26 protein-coding genes and 1 pseudogene are annotated in these 25,590 nt (G+C 63.3%); 4 read left to right on the forward strand and 23 right to left on the reverse strand.

Annotated features, from left to right (window positions below; translation table 11 throughout):
• Positions 1 to 162: 162 nt before the first annotated feature.
• Together H609_RS0100765 and H609_RS0100770 are read right to left on the reverse strand one after the other, a co-directional pair.
• On the reverse strand, positions 163 to 3,483 hold the full coding sequence (locus tag H609_RS0100765) for a bifunctional diguanylate cyclase/phosphodiesterase (protein WP_028484053.1): 3,321 nt from the start codon (positions 3,481 to 3,483) through the stop codon (positions 163 to 165).
• A gap of 562 nt (positions 3,484 to 4,045) precedes the next feature.
• On the reverse strand, positions 4,046 to 4,543 hold the full coding sequence (locus tag H609_RS0100770) for a DUF302 domain-containing protein (RefSeq protein ID WP_018875678.1): 498 nt from the start codon (positions 4,541 to 4,543) through the stop codon (positions 4,046 to 4,048).
• A 212-nt stretch (positions 4,544 to 4,755) separates the two neighbouring features.
• Between H609_RS0100770 and H609_RS0100775 the strand changes: the two genes are divergently transcribed.
• Entirely contained in the window at positions 4,756 to 4,980 is a 225-nt protein-coding gene (locus H609_RS0100775; RefSeq protein ID WP_018875679.1) for a hypothetical protein, read from the forward strand.
• Positions 4,981 to 5,030: 50 nt separating this feature from the next.
• Positions 5,031 to 5,237, forward strand: coding sequence for a hypothetical protein (locus tag H609_RS0100780; RefSeq protein ID WP_018867106.1), 207 nt, complete (start codon positions 5,031 to 5,033; stop codon positions 5,235 to 5,237).
• Between the two features lie 843 nt (positions 5,238 to 6,080).
• Here the strand turns inward: H609_RS0100780 and H609_RS0100785 are convergent.
• The gene (locus H609_RS0100785; protein WP_026280238.1) at positions 6,081 to 6,506 is read right to left on the reverse strand and encodes a restriction endonuclease; all 426 of its coding nucleotides are present in this window, start codon (positions 6,504 to 6,506) and stop codon (positions 6,081 to 6,083) included.
• 307 nt (positions 6,507 to 6,813) lie between these two features.
• Between H609_RS0100785 and H609_RS0100790 the strand changes: the two genes are divergently transcribed.
• A complete protein-coding gene (locus tag H609_RS0100790; protein WP_018875682.1) occupies positions 6,814 to 7,152 on the forward strand; it encodes a type II toxin-antitoxin system RelE/ParE family toxin in 339 nt (112 codons plus the stop codon).
• Positions 7,149 to 7,433, forward strand: coding sequence for a NadS family protein (nadS, locus tag H609_RS0100795; protein ID WP_028484054.1), 285 nt, complete (start codon positions 7,149 to 7,151; stop codon positions 7,431 to 7,433). The genes H609_RS0100790 and nadS overlap by 4 nt, the downstream gene beginning before the upstream one ends.
• 175 nt (positions 7,434 to 7,608) lie before the next feature.
• Here nadS and H609_RS0100800 read toward each other — a convergent pair whose 3' ends face one another.
• The 20 genes and pseudogenes from H609_RS0100800 to H609_RS13570 all read right to left on the reverse strand — a co-directional run bounded on the left by H609_RS0100800 (position 7,609) and on the right by H609_RS13570 (position 25,430).
• Positions 7,609 to 8,016, reverse strand: a complete 408-nt coding sequence (locus H609_RS0100800; RefSeq protein WP_028484055.1) for a type II toxin-antitoxin system VapC family toxin — start codon at positions 8,014 to 8,016, stop codon at positions 7,609 to 7,611.
• Between the two features lie 3 nt (positions 8,017 to 8,019).
• Positions 8,020 to 8,256: an AbrB/MazE/SpoVT family DNA-binding domain-containing protein gene (locus H609_RS0100805; protein ID WP_018867111.1), complete on the reverse strand. Its 237-nt coding sequence runs from the start codon at positions 8,254 to 8,256 to the stop codon at positions 8,020 to 8,022.
• Between the two features lie 226 nt (positions 8,257 to 8,482).
• Positions 8,483 to 9,034, reverse strand: coding sequence for a sugar transferase (locus H609_RS0100810; protein WP_028484056.1), 552 nt, complete (start codon positions 9,032 to 9,034; stop codon positions 8,483 to 8,485).
• A gap of 128 nt (positions 9,035 to 9,162) precedes the next feature.
• Positions 9,163 to 10,476 carry a type II toxin-antitoxin system HipA family toxin gene (locus H609_RS0100815; protein WP_028484057.1) on the reverse strand — a complete coding sequence of 438 codons (1,314 nt, stop codon included), beginning with the start codon at positions 10,474 to 10,476 and terminating at the stop codon, positions 9,163 to 9,165.
• Positions 10,476 to 10,724, reverse strand: coding sequence for a helix-turn-helix domain-containing protein (locus H609_RS0100820; RefSeq protein ID WP_028484058.1), 249 nt, complete (start codon positions 10,722 to 10,724; stop codon positions 10,476 to 10,478). The genes H609_RS0100815 and H609_RS0100820 overlap by 1 nt, the downstream gene beginning before the upstream one ends.
• 200 nt (positions 10,725 to 10,924) lie before the next feature.
• Positions 10,925 to 11,881 carry an NAD-dependent epimerase/dehydratase family protein gene (locus tag H609_RS0100825; RefSeq protein WP_081659400.1) on the reverse strand — a complete coding sequence of 319 codons (957 nt, stop codon included), beginning with the start codon at positions 11,879 to 11,881 and terminating at the stop codon, positions 10,925 to 10,927.
• Positions 11,878 to 13,032 carry a glycosyltransferase family 4 protein gene (locus H609_RS0100830; RefSeq protein ID WP_028484060.1) on the reverse strand — a complete coding sequence of 385 codons (1,155 nt, stop codon included), beginning with the start codon at positions 13,030 to 13,032 and terminating at the stop codon, positions 11,878 to 11,880. The genes H609_RS0100825 and H609_RS0100830 overlap by 4 nt, the downstream gene beginning before the upstream one ends.
• A gap of 267 nt (positions 13,033 to 13,299) precedes the next feature.
• Positions 13,300 to 14,466 (reverse strand): ATP-binding protein, encoded by a 1,167-nt coding sequence (locus H609_RS0100835; RefSeq protein WP_028484061.1) that lies wholly within the window; start codon positions 14,464 to 14,466, stop codon positions 13,300 to 13,302.
• 266 nt (positions 14,467 to 14,732) lie between these two features.
• Complete coding sequence (locus tag H609_RS0100840; RefSeq protein ID WP_028484062.1) at positions 14,733 to 15,272, reverse strand: AlpA family transcriptional regulator; 540 nt, start codon at positions 15,270 to 15,272, stop codon at positions 14,733 to 14,735.
• A 482-nt stretch (positions 15,273 to 15,754) separates the two neighbouring features.
• Positions 15,755 to 17,035: a nucleotide sugar dehydrogenase gene (locus H609_RS0100845; protein ID WP_028484063.1), complete on the reverse strand. Its 1,281-nt coding sequence runs from the start codon at positions 17,033 to 17,035 to the stop codon at positions 15,755 to 15,757.
• Positions 17,036 to 17,039: 4 nt separating this feature from the next.
• Positions 17,040 to 18,074, reverse strand: a complete 1,035-nt coding sequence (locus tag H609_RS0100850) for a glycosyltransferase family 4 protein (protein WP_231369944.1) — start codon at positions 18,072 to 18,074, stop codon at positions 17,040 to 17,042.
• A gap of 81 nt (positions 18,075 to 18,155) precedes the next feature.
• Positions 18,156 to 18,872, reverse strand: a complete 717-nt coding sequence (locus H609_RS13560) for a glycosyltransferase domain-containing protein (RefSeq protein WP_196800883.1) — start codon at positions 18,870 to 18,872, stop codon at positions 18,156 to 18,158.
• Between the two features lie 81 nt (positions 18,873 to 18,953).
• Entirely contained in the window at positions 18,954 to 19,958 is a 1,005-nt protein-coding gene (locus H609_RS13565; RefSeq protein WP_196800884.1) for an EpsG family protein, read from the reverse strand.
• A gap of 110 nt (positions 19,959 to 20,068) precedes the next feature.
• Complete coding sequence (gene rfbA, locus H609_RS0100855; protein WP_028484065.1) at positions 20,069 to 20,953, reverse strand: glucose-1-phosphate thymidylyltransferase RfbA; 885 nt, start codon at positions 20,951 to 20,953, stop codon at positions 20,069 to 20,071.
• Between the two features lie 14 nt (positions 20,954 to 20,967).
• Positions 20,968 to 21,510 carry a dTDP-4-dehydrorhamnose 3,5-epimerase gene (gene rfbC / locus H609_RS0100860; protein WP_028484066.1) on the reverse strand — a complete coding sequence of 181 codons (543 nt, stop codon included), beginning with the start codon at positions 21,508 to 21,510 and terminating at the stop codon, positions 20,968 to 20,970.
• A gap of 2 nt (positions 21,511 to 21,512) precedes the next feature.
• Positions 21,513 to 22,424, reverse strand: a complete 912-nt coding sequence (gene rfbD, locus H609_RS0100865) for a dTDP-4-dehydrorhamnose reductase (protein WP_028484067.1) — start codon at positions 22,422 to 22,424, stop codon at positions 21,513 to 21,515.
• Positions 22,421 to 23,506: a dTDP-glucose 4,6-dehydratase gene (gene rfbB, locus H609_RS0100870; RefSeq protein WP_081659404.1), complete on the reverse strand. Its 1,086-nt coding sequence runs from the start codon at positions 23,504 to 23,506 to the stop codon at positions 22,421 to 22,423. The genes rfbD and rfbB overlap by 4 nt, the downstream gene beginning before the upstream one ends.
• A 355-nt stretch (positions 23,507 to 23,861) precedes the next feature.
• Positions 23,862 to 24,320 (reverse strand): annotated as a pseudogene (locus H609_RS0100875) (transposase); the annotation flags it as partial.
• 112 nt (positions 24,321 to 24,432) lie between these two features.
• Positions 24,433 to 24,894, reverse strand: a complete 462-nt coding sequence (locus H609_RS0100880) for an RES family NAD+ phosphorylase (RefSeq protein ID WP_231369947.1) — start codon at positions 24,892 to 24,894, stop codon at positions 24,433 to 24,435.
• Between the two features lie 5 nt (positions 24,895 to 24,899).
• Positions 24,900 to 25,430, reverse strand: coding sequence for an antitoxin Xre-like helix-turn-helix domain-containing protein (locus H609_RS13570; protein ID WP_017942185.1), 531 nt, complete (start codon positions 25,428 to 25,430; stop codon positions 24,900 to 24,902).
• Positions 25,431 to 25,590: the final 160 nt, after the last annotated feature.

Genomic DNA, 25,590 nt, shown 5'->3' on the forward strand with positions numbered 1-25,590 from the left:
ACTCCCCCAACAGCGGCTCCTTGATCGGTTCCCGAACTCCCCGCGAGGCCTGTTAGCCGGGGGGCAATCCAGATGCGCCTACCCTACCACTCCCGGGCGACCCTCTCCGTCGCGCCGATCACCCCAATGTGCATCAACGGAGGCCGGGCGGTTGGGCCCGCTTTACGCGCGCGGCGCCGCCAGCAAGCTCTCGAACTCGGCGGCCGGGACCGGCCGGCTGGCGTAGTAGCCCTGGTAGTGGTCGCAGCCCAGTTCGCGCAGAACGGCCAGTTGCTCGGCGGTCTCCACGCCCTCCGCCAGCACGCTCAGTCCAAGGCCATGCCCCAGCCCGACGATGGACCGGGCGATCGAGCGGTCGTCGGCATTGCCCGCGCCCTCTTCTTCGGCCAGGCCATCGACGAAGCTCTTGTCGATCTTCAGCGTATCCACCGGGAAGCGCTTGAGCTGCGCCATGGAGGAATAGCCGGTGCCGAAGTCGTCGATCGCGAAGTGGACCCCGCGCTCGCGCAGGCGCTGCAGGATGCGGCGGGCACGGCTCGGATCCGCCATCAGCGCCGACTCGGTAATTTCCAGCTCCAGCTGATCCGCCGGAAAGTCGAAGTCCTCCAGCAACTGCCCCACCTGCTGGTCGATGGGCACGCGCTGGAACTGCAGCGCCGAGACATTCACCGCCAGCCGCAGAGGCGGGTGCCCGGCGGCGCGCCACTGATGTCCCTGCTCGATCACCCGGCGCAGTACCCAGCCGCCCAGTTCGACGATCAGCCCGGTCTGCTCCGCCAGCGGGATGAAGCGCCCCGGCGAGATCGGGCCCAGCTCCGGGTCGGTCCAGCGCAGCAGCGCCTCCGCCCCCAGCAGGCGGCCGTCCGCGACGTTGTACTGCGGCTGGTAGTGCACCTCCAGCGCATCCTGCTCGATCGCCCGGCGCAGCCGCGCGGACAGGTCGATGCGCTCGCGCGCCGCGCGGGTGAACTCGTCCGAGTAGTAGCGATAGCTGCCGCGCCCGTCCATCTTGGCCTGTGACAGCGCGGTGCTGGCCTGCTGCAGGAGGGTATCGGCATCCGCCGCATGCTCCGGGAACACCGCGATGCCCACCGTGGCGGTGACCTCCATCTCCATCCCGTTCCCGAGATCACAGGGGTAGCTCACCTCGCGGATGATGTTCTCCGCGACCAGCGCGGCGTCGTCCACGTGGCCCAGGTTCTCCACCAGCACCGCGAACTCGTCGCTGGCCAGGCGCGCCACGGTGTCGGTCCCGCGGCGCCCCACCTGCAGCCGCTCGGCGACCAGGCGCAGCAGGCGATCCCCGGCCGCATGGCCCTGACTGTCGTTGATGTCCTTGAAGCGGTCGATGTCCACGAACAACAGCGCCAGATGCCCCTGACGCCGCCGCATCAGCGAGATGCCGTGCGTCAGGCGGGCGCGGAGTAGCCGGCGGTTGGGCAGCTCGGTCAGCGGGTCATGGTGGGCGAGGAAGTCGAGCTCCGCCTCGGAGGCCTTGATCCGCGAGATATCCGCGAACACCGACACGTAGTGCGTCAGCCGACCCTGGCTGTCATGCACCGCGGTGATGCTCTGCAGTTCGGGGAAGATCTCGCCGTTCTTGCGCCGGTTCCAGATCTCCCCCTGCCAGTGGCCGTTCACCTGCAGCTCGCGGAACAGGTTCGCGTAGAACGCCTGATCGTGGCGCCCGGACTGGAACATCTTCGGCGTGCGGCCGACCACTTCGTCCTGGGTATATCCCATCAACTGCGTGAAGGCGCGGTTCACCGACAGGATGTGCGCGGTGGCATCGGTGATCACCACCCCCTCGCGGGTGTTTTCGAACACCACCGACGCCAGGCGCTGACGTTCCTCCTGTTCGCGCCGTTCGGTGATGTCCTCGACCGTCGCGACGACGCGGTCCAGCGCACCCTCGGGCGTGCGGCTGCACTTGACGTCGATATCCGCGACCATCACCCGGCCATCGCGCCGCAGCAGGCGCTTCACGACACTGTAGCCGCTGCGTTCGCCGCGCCGCATCTCGGCGTCCAGTTCCGCCTCGCAGCCTCGATCCTCGGGGGTCGCCAGCCGGTTCCAGTCCATCGCCGTCAGTTCGTCCGGGGCATAGCCCAGCATGTCCGCCAGACAGGCGTTCACGCGCTCCCAGCCCTCGCCACCCGGACCCGAGATCGCCATACCAACGAACGGCATGTCGAAGAAGATCCCCAGCATCCGGTCCTGGTCGGCATGGGCCCGCACCAGCGCCAGGTTGCGCCGCAGCCATTGCTGGCGCCACAGCAGCCCGCCGGCCGCCAGCACGACCAGCCAGACCAGCAGCGTGGCCCCGGCCGCCCAGACCGCCTGCTGGCGGGGTGCCAGCTGCACGCCATCGAGATCCCGCTTCAGCACCAGGTCCCAGCCGGCCGGCGCCAGGCCCTGCACACCCGCGAAGAAGCGGCTGTCCGCGTTGTCGAAACGCTCGATCACCACCGCGTCGCGCGGATGGTCCAGGATCCGCTCGCGTAGCCGCGGGAACGCAGCCGGAGCCGGGATGATCACCCCGCCGGCTGCGCTGATCCGGGCAATCGTGGCCCGCTGGTCGCCGCCCCGCACGACGATATGCGCCTGCGCATCCAGCCCGTTCCGGCTCTCCGTCAGCGTCAACAGCGGATGCAGGCTCTCGACCGTGGACGACAGCAACACCAACCCCACCACCGGATCGTGCGGTCGCGCGCGATCCCGCACCGGCACCGCCCAGCTGATCCGCGGGCGGCCGTCCGGGTCGGCATGCAGGATGGGTTCGCTGGTCTCCGCGCTGCGCCGCACTTCGCGCAATACGGCATCCATCTGCGATTCATCCAGCGCGCTGCGCCCCAGTTCGATCACCGGCTGCCGGTCGGCATCCAGCAGGGCAACACCGTCGTAGTCATAGGCCCGGCGCATCAGCTCCAGGCGATCACGCACCTGCTCCAGCGCCAGCACCGAGCGCCGTTCCAGCGCCGTCACCGCGAACAGATTGAATCCGCGCGCCTCGGCCAGCACCACGGCGTCCCCGGTACGCTCCGCCAGCCAGCGATCAATCACGCCCCCCTTCAGGAACGCGGCGCGTTGCAGGTCCTCGCGGGCCTGCGTCTCGGCGGCCGCCACCTGCCACTGCCAGGCGCCCAGCCCCACCGCCGCGGTCGACCCGATCACCGCGGCCGCCAGGGCCAACCAGGGCCAGTAGCCGAAGCGCCCGAGTGCCTGACGGGACCCCACCACCGGTGCCTCCGGGTTCGAGGCCGGCAGCCAGCGCATCGCCGCGTACAGCAATACGCCAGAGACCAGCACAAACCCGATCCCCTTGCCCAGGTTCGCGCGGGTCAATGCGTCAGGCACGTCCGCGCCGGCCCACCACGCCAGCGCCACATCGGACAGCGCAATCCACAACACCCCCACCACGACATAGCCCCCGGCGATCCAGCCGGCCGCGAAACGACGGGTCCTGTGGCGGGCGTCCGTCATCGACCGCCCGCGCACGCCCAAACGGCAGACGCAAAAAGGCGCCGCGCCCCGTTTCCGGTCCGCACGGCGCCCCAAAGGCCTGGTTCAATGGTTGTCACGTCGTCAGTCGACACTGCCAAAGGCATTCGCACCCGCAAAGAGGTCTCTGTCCAAATCCGTTGTCACCGGCATACCGATGTGCTGCCCGGCCCGAACAGCATGGGACCCGCCGAAGCGGGCCCCTAGGGAGACGCTGACTTAATCGCACGTTCGCGCTCGAGTCGCTTTTGCGTGCGAACAAGGCGCGGTGACTGCGGTGCAGTCATTCTGCACAAAGGAGCCGCAACGCCGTTCCCGCGCGAAAGCGGCCGAGCCCCTGCTTTCAATCGCTTGTGGGGTTGGTGCCCCCTGTTCCCCGATCCTGCGTTGCGCCGCTTGCGGGTAGAACCACTACCCGCTACACGACGCGCCTTGTCTCGGAAAACAGGGGGCACCAACGCGGACGTGCGATTAAATCAGCGTCTCCCTCGTACCGGTTCTCGCCCGAGAACCGGGTTACAGTACCGGACTGTACCGGATTGCGTTACTCGGCGACGGTCCGCTCGATGATCGCCTCGATCTCCTCCGAGGACTTCTCCATCACCTCGGCCACACCTTCCGGCATCATCGGCAGAAAGCCCGGCACGTTCATCCGCGAGATGAACACATCGCCCTGGCTGTCCTGATAGATACTCACGCGGCAGGGCATGAACGCGGACACCGGACGGAAGGCATCCTCCTCCAGGATCTGCGCGCTGTAGCGCCCGCTGCACACATCCAGGATCACCACCGGATCAATCGTGAAACCGCGCTCCGACAGCGTACCGGCCATGTTGTTGCGGCCCAGGATGCTCCACCCCGCCTCGGACGCCTCCTGTTCAAACGCGGCAAGCGTGGCCGGGAAGGAATGCGGGCTCGGCGTCACCTTCACCATGTCCGGCTGCTCGCCCCCATGACTGCCGGCCTGCACCGCACCGGCAAAGGCCAGCGCAACCAGCATCGCCAGAAGCGCGAGGAACCGCGCACCATGGCGCGTGGTCATCACATTAGATTGCATCTTGATTTCTCCTTTCCCTACAAGCGGGAATCGTCGTGATGGTCCGCCTCTTCGTTACGTTGGAGGCAGCACCCAGGGGAATTAGGCTAGCGACAATCGCCTGCACCCGTATTGATGCAGGTCAACCAGACACGAATCAGACCCGTTCCAGACGGGTCCCACCGGCGCAGCGTCGCCGCAAACGCAAGGAGATCGACATGGAAGCCACACTGAAAAACGGAACGGTCACCCTGAAGATCGACAAGAAGGCCGCCAAGGACATCGCCGAAAACATCACCGAACTCGGCGGCGAAATCAGCAACGGCGCGCGGGCCCTCGGCTCCGTACTGCAGGAAGGCGTCTACGAACTGGAAAACGAATTCCGCCAGCCCCCGCACGCCTTCGACGAGCACGCCCCCAAACAGCCCTCCATCGAGGACTGACGCGCCCGCCGCGGCCGCAACAAGCCAAACAAGAATACAAGGAGCACGACATGCACCTGGAAAAAGCCGAAAACGGCGAACTCGTCATCACCATGCCCGAGGCCGAAGCCGCCGACGCCCTGGCCACGCTGAAAAAGCGCGCCGACGAACTCGACGAATGCGAGGACCTCACCGAGGCCCTGGAAAACGCCGGCGTCCAGCTACCCGAACAACCCGACCACATCCGCCACGAATACATGCCCCCGGCGGACCACTAACCCCGCCCCACACTCTTGGGGCGGGCACGCCGTCACACCCCGGGGCGATGATTCGGGCCTATCCAGCACCCCATCGCCGAGAGGCTCGGCCCCTGCAGGCCCGAAAGCCCCGGACAGCGTAGGAGCCCAGCCCCCTGGGCGATCCGACCTGTCCAACACCCCGATCGCCGAGAGGCTCGGCTCCTACGCATCCCGAAACCACAGCCCCCGTAGGAGCGTGCTTGCACGCGAAGCCCCCGCCAAAGCCAGTCACGGAACACCTTCCGCAGCCCCCACCGGCTCACAAGCAAGAAGCCCAAATAAACCCATGCCCCAAAAAGAGAAAGAGCCACCCCAGCATCCGTGCCCGGGCGGCTCTTTCAGGGGGCATCCCTGTCCCCGCGACAAAAACTAGCACACAAAGTAGAGGATTCCACCCCATCCGCAAAAAAAATGCCCAACGGTCGTTTTCGCCCCCTCAGCGGTAGCGCCATACCCCACCATCGGACCAAACTCGAGCATTACACGACACCGTCGCATATCCAGCATCCCGGCACCATGCTACAGCCCGCTACTCCCGGCTCCCCCAGATCCCGAATAACCGCAACGCCGTTTCCGCGACAACGCCCCCGACAAGCCCCCTGTAGGAGCGGCCTCGGCCGCGAAGCCCCCGCCAAAGCCCGAAAACCACCCGGTCAGGGCAAACACCAAACCACAACCCTTACGCCTCTCCAGCCCGGCCCAGCGAAGATGCCGTAAGAACCCAGATCTCTCACGCCGGACCGCACCCGACGCCGGAGCCATTCCGGCGAAACCCCGGATAACCACAACGCGGTTCCCGAGATAACCATCGATGCACACAAATCAGCCCAGCAATGCCTGTGTCTCCGCGTCCAGCGCACTCCAGTGCTGGCGCAACCGCTCGGCCAGGTCCTCCGCCTCCAGCAGCATCACCGGCATCGGCAAGTCCGCTGCACGCTCCCGCGCCGCGGACGAGAACCCGCCCAGGTTCACGTACATTCCCCGGTCACCGGCGCCGCGTCCGGTGGCAAAGCGCTCCAGCTCGACCAGCCCCGTTTCGACCGTTGAATCATTTGCCACACCCACCACCAGCCGCGACACATCGTCACCCCCGCCACCGGCCGGAACCGTCACCCGCTCCAGCCACGGCCGGTCTTCGTCCTCCGACGCCTCGACCACCACATACCCCATTCCGCGCAACAGCCCCTGCACCAGCCGCATCCGCTCCGATGCCGCCAGTTGCTCCATCCGCTCAGCCCAGTCATCCATCACCATCTCCCGCATCCACCCCTCGACGCTAAGGGAAAGTCCCCACAGAAGCCAGACCCCCGCCCATCACGCGCCAAACACTGAACCATCCCCCTGTAGGAGCGGCCTCGGCCGCGAAGCCCCCGCCAACGTTCGATAACCACCAACCCCACCTCTTCTATGCCCCGAAGCCCCATCACCCGGCACAGCACCCGCCTCCTGCGCCGATCGGCAGAACCTCGACCGTATCCCGGCAAGACTCGCCCCAGAACACGGAATGGTGTACACTGTACGCTTGGGTGGTACAGACATAAGGACATGTCTCCACGTGCTCCATGCCATTGAATTCATTGAAACCCCAACGTTCACTCGGCAATTCCAGGCGATCGCTACAGATGATGACCTGAAAGAACTCCAGAACACGCTGATCGCCCAACCCGACAAAGGCGACCTGATCCAGGGAACAGGCGGCCTACGGAAAGTCCGCATCGGGTTGGGCCACCAGGGAAAGCGTGGTGGCGGACGCGTCATCTACTTTCTGGCGAGTGCGCAGATCATCTATCTGATTCTGGCCTATCCGAAGAACGTGAAAGACAACCTCACCGCCACCGAAAAAGTGGCCCTGAAAGCACTGACTTCACGGCTAAAAGAGGAAACTCCCCAATGAGCATCTACGACGAACTCCAGAGCTCACTACAGGAAGCCGTCGCCATCAAGCAGGGCAAGAAAGCACCCAGCCGCGTCACACGCCACGAAGTGGCGGACGTGAAGGCCATTCGCGCCCACTTGCACGTTTCGCAAGCCGAATTTGCCAAGGCCATGGGAACGAGCATCGACACCATCAAGAGCTGGGAAGCCAAACGCCGCAACCCCACCGGACTTGCCGCAAAGGTCCTCGCCACCATCCAGGACAATCCCAGCTTTTACAGCGAAATCGCCGCGCACTGACCCGAGCGAAACGCAAAGAATCTTCGTATCCCCCGTAGGAGGCCAGCCCTCTGGCCGATGGGGCGTCGGGCTGGCGTGGGTGATCGGCCAGAGGGCTGGCCTCCTACATCGAATACCGCCCCCGGTGGGGGCGAGTCGCCCACGAAGCCCCCAACGCGCTACTGCACACACCTGATCAATGCGCCGCCACCCAGTTCTCTACCTGCAGCCCGGATACGCGCTCGAATTCACGGCCATTATTCGTGACCAGCACGGCCCCAATGGCCCGAGCATGCGCTGCGATCAAAAGGCCGTTTGCACCAATCGGAGTCCCTACGCGCTCCAGCTCGGCACGGATGTCGCCGTAATGTTCGGCCGCTTCTTCCGGCCAGTCGCACACCCTCGCGAAAGCCAGAAAGCGCTCCAGTGCGGCCTCGCTGCGTTCCCTCTGATTCGACCGGCGAACCCCGTACCGCAATTCCGCCAGAACGACAGCAGAAAGGCCCACCTCCCCAACTGGGACACCCCGCAGCCGCGCATGCACCTCGGGTGGTCGGCGTTTCATGATGTAGATGCAGATGTTCGTATCCAGCATGTAGCGCATGGCTCACAACGCCTCGCGGTCCTGCGCCACGCGATCCTCGATCGAATCGGGAAAGTCATCCGGAAGGGTCTCTCCAGACCCCTGGAAGTAATCATCCCAGGACCTCGGCTTGGCCCGCAGGATCAGCGCATCGCCACGCTTCTCGATAACCACTTCATCCGCATCGAACGCAAAACCCTTGGGCAGCCGAACGGCCTGGCTGCGTCCATTCCGGAACAAACTCGCCGTGCGCCGCTTCATCGCCAACCCCACATCCTTTGCATATGCCTAAAGCATATCCTCCACCCGCTCCCATTCCAAGGCCCCGCTGCCACCCCTGTAGGAGGCCAGCCACCTGGCCGATTGTATGTTGGACAGGCCCCATCGCCCAGGAGGCTGGCCTCCTACAACCAATGCTACCCCCCTGTGGGAGCGGCCTCGGCCGCGAAGCCCCCGCCAAAGCCCGAAAACCACCAAAGCGCGGAACCTAACCCCGAACCCGATCCCCGGAACCCTTCCCCGTAACCGTCAAAACCAAATACCGGAAATAGCCCGCCAGCGTCAGCGACCCAATCATCTTCGCATCCACCTCGGCCAGCCTCTCGGGGTCCGACATATCGATCCCGTTCACCTGCGCCAGCCCGGTAATGCCCGGGCGCACCGCAAACACCCCTCGAGCCTCGCGCGCCGCGATCAACTCCACCTGACTCACCAGACAGGGCCTCGGCCCCACCAGGCTCATCTCCCCCTTCAGCACGTTCCAAAGCTGCGGCAGCTCATCCAGCTTCGTCTTGCGCAGAAAGCCCCCCAGCCGCGTCACCGACGAAGACTCCGCCAGATGCGTCGCCACCGACGCCGTATCCGGGCGCATCGTCCGAAACTTCACCAGCACAAACGGCCGCTGATACCGCCCCACCCGCTCCTGCCGGAACAGCGGCGAACGCGACTCCATCCAGCCCAGCACCCACAACAACGCCAGAACCGGCGCACCCACCACCAGCCCCACCAACGCCAGCACCACATCCAGAATCCGAATCAAAACGCCTCCTAAATCCCAACCAACAACGCCCCGTAGGAGGCCAGCCCCCTGGCCGATTGGACGTTGGACAGGCCCCATCGGCCAGAGGCTGGCCTCCTACACCGAGTGCCGCCCCTGCGGGCCTGGCCTCAAAGAACCCGCTCCAGCGACTGAATACCCGCTTCCACCGAACGCCGAACGGCGTCATGGATGCCAGCCGGGAACCCCGCCGGCAATTCATGTTCCACTCGATCCAGTGCGGATGCGGCCTGCAGAACCACGGATGCCAGAACCTCGTGCACCATCGCCGCAGGCAGACGGGCTGAAGCGCCCGTCTCCAGGAAGTGCCGCCCCTGGATGCCATCCACCCGATAGTGGTTGCGCCGCCCCACAGCGAGCGCCAGCCGAACCTGCTTGCGCTCAACCTGTCGGCTGGCCACGCTGGGCAATATCGTCAACACGTCATACAGCGGCGCGAGCCGGTACCCGCCGCCCGGTTGCAGGAACACACTGAAATTCTTGGCGTGCCCATCCGTGGCGCCGATCAGCCAGAACAGGGTCTGCGCCTTCAACACCGTCGCCTGGTCCGCCCCCGGCGTATCACTGCCCCGCAACAGCCCCAGCACATCCACCAGCCCGGGGCCACCTTCGCTCTGATACTTGCGGCTCGGCGGCACGCCCAGTGCCTGGCAGCAGTCCTCCTGCGGCAAGCGCAGCAACCGCCCATCGCGCGCCCAGTGTCGATCAAACCGCTCCACTACCAGCGCCCGCGCGCCTCCAAAGCGCCCGATCTCCGCGCGGGCGACCGGGAGACCGAACGCCGCCAGCAATCGCAGGCAGTAAAACTCGTTCTCCACGCTGTCCGACAGATCCAGCCCGTTGGGTAACTGCCCAATAGCGGGCTTCAGGATATGCGTAGTCGGCGTCGAGCCATGCGGCTTGAGCCAGCGACCCTCATGCCAGAGTAGTGCCGTCTTCTCCTGGGCACCAGCAATCGAAATGCGGAAAGCATCGTCGTCGCCCAGACCCAGCGGCGCCTGTGCCAAACCGCCCAGCAGCTCTTCGATGCCCCTATCATCGAGCGGCTCCCCCTGAATCCCTCCAGCGGGCCCGGACTCCTGCGCATCCGACAGCGAAAACTGCAAAGCCCCCACACAATCATGCCCGATCGCCGCCAGCAGGCTGTAGGCATCCGTCCCAGCGGCGCCCACACGTTGCGCCACACGCCGCCGCAGGGCATCGGCATCCGGCAACAAGTTCTCGAACACCGCGGCCACGGCCTCGCCGTGGTAGGCATCTTCCCGCAACGGAAGCGATAGCGAGACCGGCAGCGCATGCTCCCAGCCTAGCCAGCTGGCGTCATACCGAAACCGGATCGCCCCGGCCGCCGACTTCTCCAAAAACCCCACCAGGCGACCATTCAGCAAGACACGCAGCGGCGGATGGCGGCGCGTGCGCGGCATCAGAAGATTTCTTCAATGGACGCAGTCGACCGCGCACGGGGAGCAATATGAAACTCCAGATCCAGCGCCGCCAGAACCGCAAGCAACGTCTCCAACCGGGTGGCCGGGTTTCCGTTCTCGATCAGAGAGATCGTCTCCTGGCGCAAGCCCGACTTCTCGCCAAGCGCGGCCTGCGTAAGGCCCTGCTTTCGCCGGACCCGGCGCACAATCGTCCCAATCTGCTTAGGTGTTCGCGCAAGCAATTTCATAACACCCAATTATGCGCCCAACCCGATAACCAATCAATATCGGAATCAACCCATAAATCAAGCACCCCGCCGCCCCCTGCCCGGTCACCACCCCAATCCACACCCCATCGACCAAGGGCTACCCCCTACACCAAACCCCACCCCCTGTAGGAGCGGCCTTGGCCGCGAAGCCCCCGCCAAAGCCGGAAACACCACCAAACCTACCCAACCAACGGAACAACCGCCCGCCGCAACCCCTCATCCACACTCACCGGCGGCTCCCACCCCAGCGTCTCCCGCGTATCCGAAATATCCACCTGCAACGAATCCAGCAACCGCCGCGCCATCTCCCCGCGCCCCACCGCACGCGCCCCAGCCCGCAACACCACCGGCGGCACCGGCACCAACCGCGCCCGCCGCCCCATCGCCACCGCCACCCGGCGCAACAGATCCGTGGTGGAAAGATCCTCCCCATCCCCCGCCAGGAACACCCGATTCGCCGCCGCCGGATGCTCCAGACACGTCACCAGCAGATCCACCAGGTTGTCCAGCCCCACCAGCGAGCGCCGATTCCGCGTCACCGCGCCCAGCGGCAGCGGCACGCCCTTGCCCACCCAGCGCGCCATGCGCGCAAAGTTGCCACCGGCGCCCGGGCCGACCACCAGCGGCGGTCGCACCGCCACGATCTCCATCCCCGTCTCGCGCCCCAGCGCAAACAGCGCCGCCTCCGCCTCCGCCTTGGAGACGCCGTAAGCGTCCTCCGGCGCCGGCGCATCCGCCGCGGAAAAGGCGCTGCCGGGCGCAGTCTGCTCCCCGTTCACCTTGATGGAGCTGACAAACACAAACCGCCGCACACCCGCCTGCGCCGCCTGCCGCGCCAGTGCCAGCGTGCCCTCCACATTGGCGCGTCGATACTCCGCCAGCGGATCGGCCGCGTCCTCGTCCATCACATGCACGCGGGCCGCCGCATGCACCACGGCCTCCACACCCTGCAGCGCGCTGCTCCAGTCCGCTTCCGGGCCAAGCGACGGCGTCACCGCCAGCTCGGCACCCGCCGGCACCGAGACGCTGCGCCGACACCCCGCGACCGGCACCAAGCGGCCCTCAGCCACCAGCCTCTGCACCACGGCGCCGCCCACGAAGCCCGTCGCTCCTGTTACCAGAACCCGCTGCGTCATCCGCCGTGGCCTCCATGCAAACGCCTGTAAATCTCCAGGTGGGCGTCCACCACCTTCTCGATCGCGAACTCCCGCTCCGCCAGCGCCCGCCCGGCACGCCCCATGGCCTGCCGCCTTTCCGGGTCTTCCACAAGCGCCTGCAGCGCATCGGCCAGCGCCGGCACATCACGCACCGGCACCAGCACCCCGGTCTCGCCGTCCTCGATGGCATCGCGGCAGCCGGGCACATCCGTGGTGACCACCGCCCGGCCACAGGCCGCCGCTTCGATCAGCACCTTCGGCAGCCCTTCTCGATAGGACGGAAGCACCACCACATGGCTCTCACGGAAGATCCGGGCTATGTCTTGCCGGAAACCGAGGAACTCCGCAACACCCTCTGCCCTCCACCGATCCACGTCCTCCGCGCTGACCGACGACGGATTACCCGGATCGGGGTCGCCCACGACCAGGAACCTGGCCTGGACTCCCCGCGCTACCACCAGCCGGGCGGCCTCGATGAACTCCTCGATCCCCTTCTCGCGCAGTAGACGAACCGCCATCACCACTACGGGGGTTCCTAAGGGTTCGGCGTGGCAGGCGTACCCTTCCAGGTCCACTCCCGAGCCGCGGATGATTTCCGTCTTCTCCTCCCTGAGACCACCCTCCCGGATCAAGGCCATCCGATCATCCGGATTCTGCAGGATCACAGTCTGGTTTCCATGGCCCAGGGCTACGCGATACATGGCCTGGGCAACCCGTCTCATCAAGCCGGCACGCCCGCCGGACGTGGTGAACAGCGTCCCCAATCCGGAAATCGCGGACACCACCGCCGGCACTCGCGCCAGCCGCGCCATCATCCCGCCGTACAGCACCGGCTTGATCGTCACCAGATGGACCAGGTCCGGCCGCAGGTGCCGGAACAGCCGATACAACGCCCACAGCGAGCGCGCCTCGGCGAACGGGTTGGCACCGCGTCGCGATATCGGTACCGGCACGGCCTTCAGGTCCTGCTCACCGAGCTCCGCCGGCGGCTCGCCCGGCGCCGCCACGTACACATCAAACCCTGCATCCCGGGCACCCACGCCCACGGCCAGCCGATGCGACACAAAAAAGCCGAAGTCGTTGACCACGAACAACAGTTTCCCCCGCACTCCGTTGTTTTCCCGTGTCATTTTCCTCACTCGGAACATTCCCCAGGCGCCCGCTCGTCCGTACGCGCACCCTGAACTACAATCGTCCCGGACGGCACATCCCGGAGGAACCCATGCCCCGGAACACCGACTTCTGCCGCGTCGCTCTGTGGAAGCGGGCTCGCCCGCGAAAGCGGCAACGGCCTGGGTTCATCTCGTTATTCGCGGGCAAGCCCGCTCCCACAGAATTCCCGCGCCCTGTAGGAGCGGCCTTGGCCGCGAACAGCGTACAAAAAGGGCGGGGCCCATTTATCCCGACACAACCTCGCCAACCCTGTCCCAGCCCAGCACCCGCACAGCCTTCCGCTGGTGCTCGCCCTCGCCCCCGTAAATAAGCGTCGGCGAACGAGCCATATCGCCGGCCAGCGCGGTCCAGCGCTCGAGCCCGGTGAAAAAATCCCGATTCAACGTCTGGCCGGACTTGATCTCCACCGGCATCAGGCCACCCGCCCACTCGATCAGCAGGTCGACCTCATTGCCATTACTGTCGCGCCAGAAGTGGAAGAGCGGCGGCTCGCCGCGATTGAGAAAGGCCTTTCGCAGCTCCGAAATCACGTACGTCTCGAACACCTGTCCGCGTAGCGGATGCACCACCAGCTGTTCCGGCGTCTGCACCCCCAGCAGCCAGCACAACAGTCCGGTGTCGTGGAAATACAGCTTCGGCGACTTGATCAGCCGCTTGTTGAAATTCGCATGGTGCGGCCTCAGGAGAAACAGCACATAGCTGGCCTCCAGCACCGAGATCCACGCTTTGGCCGTGTTGTGGGTAATACCGCAATCGGCCGCAAGCGATGACAGATTCAACACCTGACCACTGCGCCCAGCACACAGCCGCACAAAGCGCTGAAAGGCGTCCAGATCCTGAACCTGGAGCAATTGCCGCACATCCCGCTCCACGTAAGCCGTCACATACGCCGGAAACCAGTGCCGTGGAGCCAGCGGCCGGTCATACAATGCCGGATAACCACCGGTAAACATCATCGCATCCAGAGCCGTTGGTGCCTGCCTGGCCTCCACCAACTCCACATGGCTCAGCGGCAGCAACTCCACAAACGCCGAACGCCCGGCCAGCGACTGCGAAATCCCGGACATCAACCCGAACTGCTGCGACCCCGTGAGCAGAAACCGCCCCATGCGTCCATCGCCGTCCACATGCGTCTGCAGATAGGAGAACAACTCCGGTGCCCGCTGAACCTCGTCCAGCACCGCCCCATCGGGGCACTGCGACAGAAACCCGCGCGGATCATCCAGCGCCAGCGCCCGCACATCCGGATCTTCCAGGGAGCGATACGGGCGGTCCGCCATCACCGCGCGCGCCAGCGTTGTCTTGCCGGACTGGCGCGGCCCCGTGACGGTGACGATGGGAAAGCCGCTCAACAGCTCCCGGACCAGTGTTTCGGCAGTGCGCGGTATCATGCGCCTACCCTATCGCCACTTATGCAAACTGGCAATTGCTTTTACAAATTCCATACACCCGTCATTCGCGGGCGAGCCCGCTCCCACAGACCCCCGGGCCCGGACCACCACCGCGCAAACACCCCCCGTGGGAGGCCAGCCCCCTGGCCGATAACTCTCGCGCGACAACCCTCATCGGCCAGAGGGCTGGCCTCCTACAACGAATCCTGCCCCCAGTGGGAGCGGGCTCGCCCGCGAAGCCCCCGCCAAAATGCCCCCGAAAATATTCATCCCACGAGCGGGGTTTGACGCTCAGGGCCAAGCCACAACGTACCGGAGTGCCCGTCGAGCCGAGCCGCTTCGCGGGCCACATTCACATGCATGGCTTCGCGCGCGACCTCCCGCAATGCCGGGTCCACCGATCGCCCTTCCCGGGCGAACCACTCCAGCACATCCGCCAGATGCCAGAGCGCCGACCGGCCCTCGTGCAAAGGCAACGGGAAACTGTCCCGGTGGGTCTGCACCAGCTTGCGCATGTTCTGCCGGGAAAAGCCGAACAGGTCGGCCACATCGGACACCCCCACGAGATCCGGCGCCACTTCGACGAGCACCGCTGCGGGGACCGCGTTACGCACGTCGCGTATCGCACTCGTCACCGCGTCGCACGCCGACGCCGCCTCGCGCGAAAAAGAAAGCGCGAGACGCCCCTCCTGGCCCGTTCCCATCAGTGCATCATCGCACCCGCCCTCGAACAGCCGGGCTTCCAGCCAGGAACGATCCCAATCGGATGGAATAGCGAATTTCAGCGTAAACTCGTAATGACTCATGATGGTTCCTCATCCCCGACAGCCCCGGTACAGCCGTCTACCACACGGACAATCTGGCGAGCATGAGCGGGCGGATTTCGCGGCGTACTCCATACGCTTACGATGCAGAACTCACCACAGCGAGACTCGTTGTCGTTCCACGGGCAATACATGCGTGCCCAGGCATGCCCGCTCGCCTGCTTGACCCGCCACCCACGAGCCTCGGCATAAGCCAGCGCGGCTTCCACATCCTTGTTGGGGTGTTTCCTCCGTTCCATGGGTGTCCTTACACGCTAGGCCCGGCGCCCCCGGTTGTCAACTGACAACCGGGGGCGCCGGGCCACCTGCAGGAGCGGCCTCGACCGCGAACAAGGCCCCGGACTCGGCCCGGATTTCGCGTGCAAGCACGCTCCCACAGGGCGCTGGTTTTTTGTGGGAGCGTGCTTGCACGCGAAACCGGCGGCGGGTTAGGCCCACCCCGCCGTTCGCGGCCAAGGCCGCTCCTACAGGCGAAGATCGGCCGCTTCGGCCGGCAGCACCGACTTCACGTCGAACACCACGGCGTTCTCGCGCCCCAGGCGGCGCACGCCTTCGCCGCCCAGCGCCACGAACTCCCGGTGCGGCACGGTCAGCACCACCGCATCGTACGCGGCGGCCTCCGGCCCGGCCTCCAGCAGGTCCAGGGCGTATTCCTCGCGCGCCTCGGCCGTGTCCACCCACGGGTCCCACACGTCCACCTGTGCGTTGTAGCCCTGCAGGTCGGCGATGATGTCTACCACCCGGGTGTTGCGAACATCCGGGCAGTTCTCCTTGAACGCCAGCCCCATCACCAGAATGCGCGAGCCCACCACCGGGAAACCCTTGCGGATCATCGCCTTCACCAGACGGTCGGCAATATGCCCGCCCATGCCGTCGTTCACCCGCCGCCCGGCCAGGATCATCTCCGGATGGTGGCCCACCGCCTGGGCCTTGTGCGTCAGGTAGTACGGGTCCACCCCGATGCAGTGCCCGCCCACCAGCCCGGGCCGGAACGGCAGAAAGTTCCACTTGGTGCCCGCCGCCGCCAGCACCGCCTCGGTATCCAGCTCCAGCCGGTCGAACAGCAGCGCCAGCTCGTTCACCAGCGCAATGTTCACATCCCGCTGGGTGTTCTCGATCACCTTGGCCGCCTCCGCCACACGGATGCTCGGCGCCCGATGCGTGCCCGCGCGGATGATGCGCGCGTACAGCTCATCCACAAACCGCGCCACTTCCGGCGTGGAACCCGAGGTCACCTTCACGATGTCCGGAATGCGATGCGCCTTGTCCCCCGGGTTCACCCGCTCCGGGCTGTAGCCCAGGAAGAACCCCTCGTTCACCGTCAGGCCGGATTCCGCCGCCAGCACCGGCGCGCAGTCTTCCTCCGTGGCCCCGGGATACACCGTGGACTCGTAGATCACCACATCGCCCTCGCCCAGCGCCCGCCCCACGGTACGGCTGGCCGCCAGCAGCGGTCCCAGATCCGGCCGCCGGTGCGCATCAATCGGCGTGGGCACCGTCACGATGAACACATTGCAGCCCGCCAGCGCCGCCGGGTCCGCCGTCATCTCCAGCTGCGCGGCCGCCGCCAGCTCCTCCGGCTCCACCTCCCGCGTGCGATCATGCCCCCGGTTCAGCTCCGCCACGCGCTGGGCGTCGATATCGAACCCCAGCGTAGGCAGCACCCGCCCGAACTCCGCCGCCAGCGGCAGGCCCACATAGCCCAGGCCGATTACGGCAATGCGTACGTCTTCTCGTTGCTGCATCAATTTAGCCCTGCCCCTTGCCATCAATCCTATTTTCGGGCTTCTCTGCTGCCTCGCGCATGACATCCATCAGCCGAGGCGCCTGAGCCGCTCTGCTGTACCATGTCTCCACCTTCCGACGTCCATGCGCACCCATGGCCGCACGTTGCTCGCCACGCCCGGCCAGCTCCGTGAGAGTTTCTATCCAGTCACCCGTAGCCGACGCCAGAAAGCCATTACGCCCGTCTTCTACGATTTCCCTGTTCACACCAACGGGCGAAGCCACCACCGGAAGGCCGCAGGCCATGTATTGGATCAGCTTGTACCCGCACTTACCGCGTTCCCATGGTGAGTCTTCGAGCGGCATGATGCCGATATCGAACTGCTGAATTGACGAAACCTCGGTCACCTCTGACCAAGGCCAGACCTCCACCGGGGTATTGGCGAAGTCGGCCGCGCGCGCACCCACTGCCACGAAGCGTACGCCTAGATCGCGGTGCAGCCTTTCGAAGACAGGCACCAACGGTTGCAGGTAGCGACTAGTCTTGGGCGTACCGATCCACCCAACCACCAGCGGGCCCTCCGCGCGTTTGGCGGCCGGCTGATACCGTTCGGTATCCACTACCGTTGGGATGATCTCGATACGCTGAGCGCCCGTGGCGCGCGCCCGGTCCGCGAGGTACTCATTGCCGGCAATAACCAGCGCGGAATGGCGCATTACCGAATCGATCTTCCGGCCAAGCAGCCCCCGAACCACTGCCCGTCTGTGCAGATCGTACCGATGAAACAGGGCGTCGTCATAGTCGACCACATAGGGCACGCTGAGTTGGGCCAAGATCCGCTCGAACCAGGCCGGAAGAAAAGGAAACAACTCTTTCTCGATAATCAGTACATCGAACTCGCGTGCCCGTAGCAGGGCATACAGCCGCCTCAGATACCCCCTAACCGTTTCCCGTGCTCGCCCTTTGCCCGCGTAAAGAGCTTCCAGGTAAGCGTTAGAAAAAAGCGGGCTTACCTCCACCCTCCACCCTTGCGCTTTGAAGATTTCAAGGTACTGCATATACCTTACTCGGGAGCTAGCACCAAGTGAGTCGTAACGGCATAACAATAGTACTTTCAAAGCGAGCCCCTCCCGAAATCGCTAGCTTATGCGGCGCTCGAGTCTATTTATACGTTTACTCAAACCGTACGCATGGTTCACCACACGCGCCAGCCCCGGCACCACCATTTGGTAGGCCTCAATAAAAGCGAAAACATTCCTAATGATTGACTCCGAGCGATGCAAACCGCGCCGAAACGCTCTATTCGTACCGTGAGCGTCTTGATCTAGATAGCCTATCTCGATTTGATGTTTCCATCGCAAAAAATCGAAACTCAACTGATCTCTTTTAGACATACCCTCGATCCAGAGCCACCACTCATTCATCATGTCTATCACGTTTGGCTCTAAATGTTTCCGGAATAGAATATTGGTCTCGGTCAGTCCAAATTCTTCCGGAAACCCATAATTCTCAATCGAAGACATCTGCTCTTCAATAACGCCAGGAATATCTTTATTTAGTAATTTGCACTCCCTACCCTCCGAGTAAATACAGCTCCTCGTCGGATGCTTAACACCAACAATCTTTTTACTGCTGTTATTAAAGCTTTCGAGGTGCGGAAGGAGGCCTTCATTGAATGATATATTTCCATCAAGCCACAAAGACATCTCGTGCTTTGGGAAAAACTTATGAGGATTAACCTTGACGAAACGGCATGCCCGAGTCGAATCAGTCGCAATGGAAGTTAAATCGACGATCTTCCAGCCATTTATGTGATCACGCCGATAGTTTTGGTTTGAAAAACAAACGAATTCCATCTTCCCCCTCAAGTTCCTCGGGACAGGCCTCAGAAAGTCATAGGCGTCTGCGATCGCCGTGTAAACCACCGCTTTTCTCATTTAATTATCGCCAACAAGCATTCCACTTGGGCCTCCTGCGTATATAGATATAACGAAAAAATAAATCACGTGCAACACTAAAAGCCCCTTAAAGGATAGAAGCCGATATCCAGTTAGCTGAAGTCCTGCCAACACAATGAGAGGCGAGAAGATCTGAAGGAATCTACTAATAGGCGGAAAGAAAATCACTCCGTATAAGTAGATCGTGATAGCTATTATTGAAATAAGATTATTCTTAATAAAATCTCTTTCTGAGGTTAGCATCAATATAAGCACAACACCCGAATACAGAAATCCAAAGCCAAGATTTAGTGAAATCTTTTCAGCGTACCCGAGAGACAGAGATTCGAGTTCTTTGATTGGAATTAAAACCCACCCGCTAACGATAGAAAGTACTAGGATTGATGACAATATCGCAAAAATATTCAGCGAAAGGAGGCGAACAGAGTTCGTTACTTTTCCGGCCTTTAGCACATTTGCCAAAATCAGTACCACCAACACCAAAAAGAACGAGTAATGTATGAGCGGTGTAATGGCATACAAGACCCACCTCCATCGTCCAGCAAGGTAGAAGTGAGCGTATAAAAGGACCGCAATAGCCACCCCTTGGCGCAAGGTCATGATGTAGTTTACTAGAAACCAAGGAAAAACAAGAATCAAAGCTTTCCAGAAAAAGGGAACACCCCTGCGCTCCAATATGACAAATGACGCGACTAAAGAAGATGAAAATATCAAGACCTTAAGGGCCGACAATTCTGTGTCTGTTACATGAGATAGCGACACCCAGAGAAGAGTAAACACGGGCTCGGATGTGACAATAGAAAGAAAATTACCCTGGAGTAAAGACTCCAGCAATGACTCGTGAACAAAAAAATAATTTAGGTAATTTTGCCGATCCTTGATTTCGCCCCCCCACACAAAGAGAGTCTCGATATTGGCTAGTGCTGATGCATAAGCAGCTGCAACAAAAAAATGCACATAAGAACGTTGAAGGCTTGGGATCATAATTCCGTGAGTGTATGGCATAACGAGCTATTGCATACTCTATTGAACCGCGCTCGCGGAAGCAGGCTGTTCCGGTGGACGCATATGGTTTTAGCAGGATTCAAAAAGCTTTAAAAAACTCGATCTTCCAGCATGCGGATGAGATATTTGCCATAATTATTCTTGGCCAGTGGCTCGGCGAGCTTCCGGACGGCATCAGCATCGATCAATCCCACGCGGTAGGCCGTCTCAGCGGGCGAACAGACTTTCAACCCCTGGCGCTTCTCGATGGTCTCGATGAAGGTGGCGGCCTCGATCAGCGATTCGTGGGTACCGGTATCCAGCCAGGCCATGCCGCGGCCCATGACCTCCACGTTAAGTTCAGCCCGCTCGAGGTAGGCGCGGTTCACGTCGGTGATCTCGAGTTCGCCGCGTGCCGAGGGGCGAACCTCCCTCGCAATGTCGGTGACCTGCGCGTCATAGAAGTACAGGCCGGTGACGGCGTAGCGGGAGCGTGGCTCGGCCGGCTTTTCCTCCAGGCTGGTGGCGCGCCCGTTCTCGTCGAAGCCGACCACGCCGTAGCGTTCTGGGTCCGTGACCGGGTAGGCGAACACCGTGGCGCCGTGCTGACGCTGGGCCGCCGATGTAACGAGCGCACGCAGGTCGTGGCCATGGAAGATGTTGTCGCCGAGAATCAGGGCGCTCGGGTGCCCGTCGAGGAAATCTTCGCCGATAATGAAGGCCTCGGCGAGGCCGTTGGGCTGCTCCTGAACCGCATACTGCAAATCGAGCCCCCACTGGCTCCCGTCGCCCAGCAGTTTCTGGAACAACGGGACATCATCGGGCGTCGAGATCACGAGGATCTCCCGAATACCCGCCATCATCAGCGTGCACAGCGGGTAGTAGATCATCGGCTTGTCGAACACCGGCAGCAACTGCTTCGATATCGCCTGCGTCACCGGATACAGCCGGGTTCCGCTGCCGCCGGCCAGAATGATGCCCTTGCGTTGTTTCATTGGCAGATCCCCCGTCATGCGAAGCATTCGGCCTGTGCCAGTGGCCGTCCCTGCTGGTCCTTGGCGAAGACAAGCGGCTCGTGCTCCAGCGGCCATGCAATGCCAAGGTCCGGGTCATCCCAGCGGATGCTGCGCTCGTGCTCCGGGGCGTAGTAGTCGGTGCACTTGTACTGGAACTCGGCCGTATCGCTGGTCACACAGAACCCGTGGGCAAAACCCGGTGGCACCCAGAGCATGCGTTTGTTTTCGGCCGTAAGGTATTCACCCACCCAACGGCCAAACGTGGGCGAGCTCTTGCGGATATCCACGGCCACGTCGAAGACCGCACCGTGCGTGACCCGCACCAGCTTTCCCTGCGGCTGGCGGATCTGGTAGTGCAAGCCCCGCAGCGTGCCCTGTACCGACCGGCTGTGATTGTCCTGGACGAAGTCGTAGTCGATTCCGGCTTCGGCGAACTTGCGCCGCTGCCACGTCTCCATGAAGAAGCCACGCTCGTCGCCGAACACGGCGGGCTCGATGAGCAGGACTTCGGGGATTGCGGTCGGGGTCACGTGCATCGTCAAATGGCTCCTTCGCAGGCGAGTATCTCGGCAAGGGCATGGTCCACGCCCTGTTGCCAGGCGGGCATGCGCAGGCCGAATGCCGCCTCCAGGCGCGAGCAGTCCAGCCGGGAGTTGCCGGGCCGGCGGGCCTTCACGGGGAAGGCATCGGTAGTAACTGGCGCAATGGCCTGTTCGGTTACTTTGACCGGCCATCCGGCCCGGCGGGCGCGCTCGATCACCCGGCAGGCATAGCCGTGCCACGTGGTCTCGCCCGACGCGGCCAGATGATACAGGCCTTCAAGCTCGGGGTGTTGCATGGCCAGAGGCAGTGCCTGCGCGGTCACATCGGCGATGAGCGGAGCCCCCGTTGGCGCCCCATGCTGGTCGTTGATGACCTGCAAGGCATCCCGTTCAGCCGCGAGGCGCAGCATGGTGCGGATAAAATTCTTGCCGCAGGAGGCATAGACCCAACTGGTGCGGAAGATCAGGTGCCGGCAGCCGCTGTCCTGAATCGCCACCTCCCCTTCGCGCTTGGTACGGCCGTAGACGTTGAGGGGCGCCGTCTGGTCACCCTCGTGCCAGGGGCGCGTGCCCGTTCCGCCGAAGACGTAATCCGTCGAGTAGTGGACCAGCCAGGCGCCAATGGAGCTCGCTTCACGGGCCACCACGGCCGCTGCGGTAGCGTTCACCGCCTCGGCCAGCTCTGGCTCGTCTTCGGCCTGGTCCACCGCGGTGTAGGCCGCCGCGTTGACGATCACCTGTGGTGCGACCTGCCGGACGGTGCTTGCGAGCGCCTCGGGCCGCGTGAGGTCGCCACACAGGCCCTGTTGTTCACGACGCGTTATGGCGATCACCGTGCCAAGCGGAGCAAGGGCACGTTGCAGCTCCCAGCCAACCTGACCGTTGCCACCCAGAACGAGGATGTTCATACAGCGCGCCCCCTGCGGGCGTAATTGGCGTCGATCCATTCACGGTAGGCCCCCGTGCGAACCCGCTCGACCCATCCCGCGTTGTCGAGATACCACTGCACGGTCTTCCTCAGACCGGTCTCGAAGTTCTCTGCGGGCTGCCAGCCCAGTTCATTCTCCAGGCGGGTGTCGTCGATGGCATAGCGCCGATCATGGCCCGGCCGGTCTGAAACGAACTCGATCAATCGCGCGTAGCTCCCCTGCTCGTCGGGCACCAGTTCGTCGAGCGTCGCGCAAAGGGCATGTACAACCTCAAGGTTCGTCCGCTCGCATCGCCCCCCGATGTTGTAGGTGCGCCCGACGGCTCCATGGGCCAGCACATGGCGCAGCGCCCGCGCATGATCCTCCACATAGAGCCAGTCACGGATATTGTCCCCGCGCCCGTACACCGGCAGCGCCTTGCCATCCAGCGCATTGAGGACCATGAGAGGAATCAGCTTTTCGGGAAACTGACAAGGTCCGTAGTTGTTGGAGCAGTTCGTGATCACGACCGGAAGCCCGTAGGTGCGATGCCATGCACGCACCAGATGGTCGCTGGCCGCCTTGCTCGCCGAGTAGGGAGAGCTCGGAGCATACGGCGTGTCCTCCGTGAAGGCCGGATCCTCCGGCCCGAGATCCCCGTACACCTCGTCCGTGGACACATGATGGAAGCGGAAGCGTTCTTTCGCTTCACCCTCAAGCTCCGACCAGTAGCCTCGAGCCGCTTCCAGCAGGTTGTGCGTACCGGTCACGTTGGTCTCCACGAACGCCGCCGGCCCTTCGATGGACCGATCCACATGAGATTCGGCCGCCAGGTGCATCACGGCGTTCGGCCGGTGTTCCCGGAACACCCGTTCCAGGGCCGCACGGTCGGTAATGTCCACATGCTCGAACCGATACCGCGGGTGCTCCAGCGCATCCCCCAGAGACTCGAGGTTTCCCGCGTAGGTGAGCGCATCGACGTTAATCACGGTCGCATCCGTCTCGCCAATGTACTGGCGCACAACCGCCGAGCCGATGAACCCGGCTCCCCCGGTAACAAGTATTCGTTCTGGATGACTCACTTAAACACCATTTTACAAAACATCAAATTTTACTAAATACTAAATAAAGATAAACCAACTAGGAGGATAAACAATGAAATACCCGAACAACCTAACGATGAACTATGATCGGTTCGTTGAGGACATCCGCAATGATCATTCTTACCTGACCGAAACCGAGATTGCTCGCGCCATAGATTCAGGCTTCAAGATCACGCTTCTCGTCTATCACCACAACCGAAATCACCCCGACATCATGAAAACTATCACCACATGGGACGATTACGTTCTTTGGCGTGATCAAGTACGTCTGACCCGATGAAACGGATATCACACTGCGAAAACGGAAAACGGGGAAAGATTTACTTCCCAACCTCCGGCGTGATAGCGGACGGCCAGGCCGGCGCTCGATGCGGCAACCGATAATCTGCTCGACCTCGTCCACGAGGCGCGGGTTACCGGTGAGCTGGCCGCGCTGTAGCGCCTCAGGCATCAGCTTCAGCTCCGGCTCCGGCTCCGGAACGCCCTGCTGCACGAAGCGGGCGTATCGTGCTTGCCGCCTGGCTTCGTTGTCGGCCAGGTCCAGATAGGCCGGGTCCGGGTTGATCCAGCAGTCCTCCCCGCCCGTGCGCTGGCGATAGCCGGACCAGGGGTAGTCTTCGACGGCCGGCCCCAGCAACAGGTGCACATGGTTGGTCAGCAGGCAGTACGCATACACTCGAATGTCCAGCGCACTGCTCAGCTCGCGCAGGTCCTCCAGGTACCGCTCGTAATCCTCGGCCCCGGTAAACACCACCTGCCCATTGTGCCCACGCTGCACCACATGGTGCGGCATATGCGGCAACACCCCTCGCGCCATCCTTGGCCTACCGTTCCTCCTGCATCACCGCCGCATCCTTGCGACGGAAAATCAATCTATCCCCGTTTCGGTCAGACCTCGATCAGCGTTATGCCTGGGGCTTCAGGCGGGTGTCGAAGGAGAACGCTTGCGGCCCGGCGATCGACAGGTCTTCGAAGGCAGGGTGTGCCGGGTTCAGGAGCAGGTTGTGCTCGCTGGGAATCACCGCCGAGGGGACCCACAGGCCGACACTCTGCTGGCTCTCGACCCATTGGCGACCGACTTCTTGCAGCGCGGGATAATCCAACCCCTCCCGCGCGATGGGGCCGAGGTCGCCCGGGTCGACCGCGAGCAGCTCGATAGAGTCTGGGATCTCGATGTCGAAATACACAAACACCTCACCGAAGTCCTCGGCCTCCATGTGGACCAGGACCTCCAGGGTCGCGAGGGATAACGACTGCGCGGTGTAGACGACCGGGACACCGGCCGGGTTCCAGCGTCCGCCCCTGCGGGCGGCGCCCTGGCCACTGAAGGCCGTGTCGGCGCGCTCGCCACGCAGGAGCCGGAACACCCGGGTCAACTAAAGACCCCGTGGTCGATCCGGTGCAGGACGGTCTCGACCAATTCGGTTCCGGCCTCGGTATCGAGCAGGTTGATCGGGACCTCCTCGAGCACGCGGTTGTAGGTGTTCATCCAACGTTTCGCCTTGCCGTGGTCCTCGAAGATGGTCTCGGCCAAGGCCGCAATACGCGCGACCCGATACGCGCGGTCGGAGGCTTCGGGATCCAGGCGCTCGTTCTTGCTCAAGCGGCGCTTGTAGGTGGTTTCAGAAACCCCCGCCAGGTGTACAAGCGTCACGCGCGGGATGCCATACGACTGCCCAATCTGCTCCAGGCTGCGCGCAGGCAGTCCGAGCCGCACCGTTTCGATAATGTGCGCGTAAGGTCCGTCCTTGCCTTGGATGGGGCGGGCTTTGGTCTCGATCCCGATCATCTTGGCGACAAGTCCGTACACCGTGACGCGCTTGCGCGCCTGCTGGGTGTCGAAACGAAACGTGCGCGCCTGATCCGGGCGATTCGGGGTGGCGTTTTCGGTCGTCGTGGTCATGGGGCGCCCTCCAGTGGGCCATTTGGCCTCTCATTGTAGACCATATGACCTCACCGGTCCTCCAGGTACCCCTCGTAATCCCCATCCCCGGCAAACACGACCTGCCGATTGCCCCCCGCTGCAACACATGATGCGGCATATCCGGCAACACCACTCGCGC

Source organism: Thioalkalivibrio sp. ALE17, assembly GCF_000425605.1.
GTDB lineage: Bacteria > Pseudomonadota > Gammaproteobacteria > Ectothiorhodospirales > Ectothiorhodospiraceae > Thioalkalivibrio.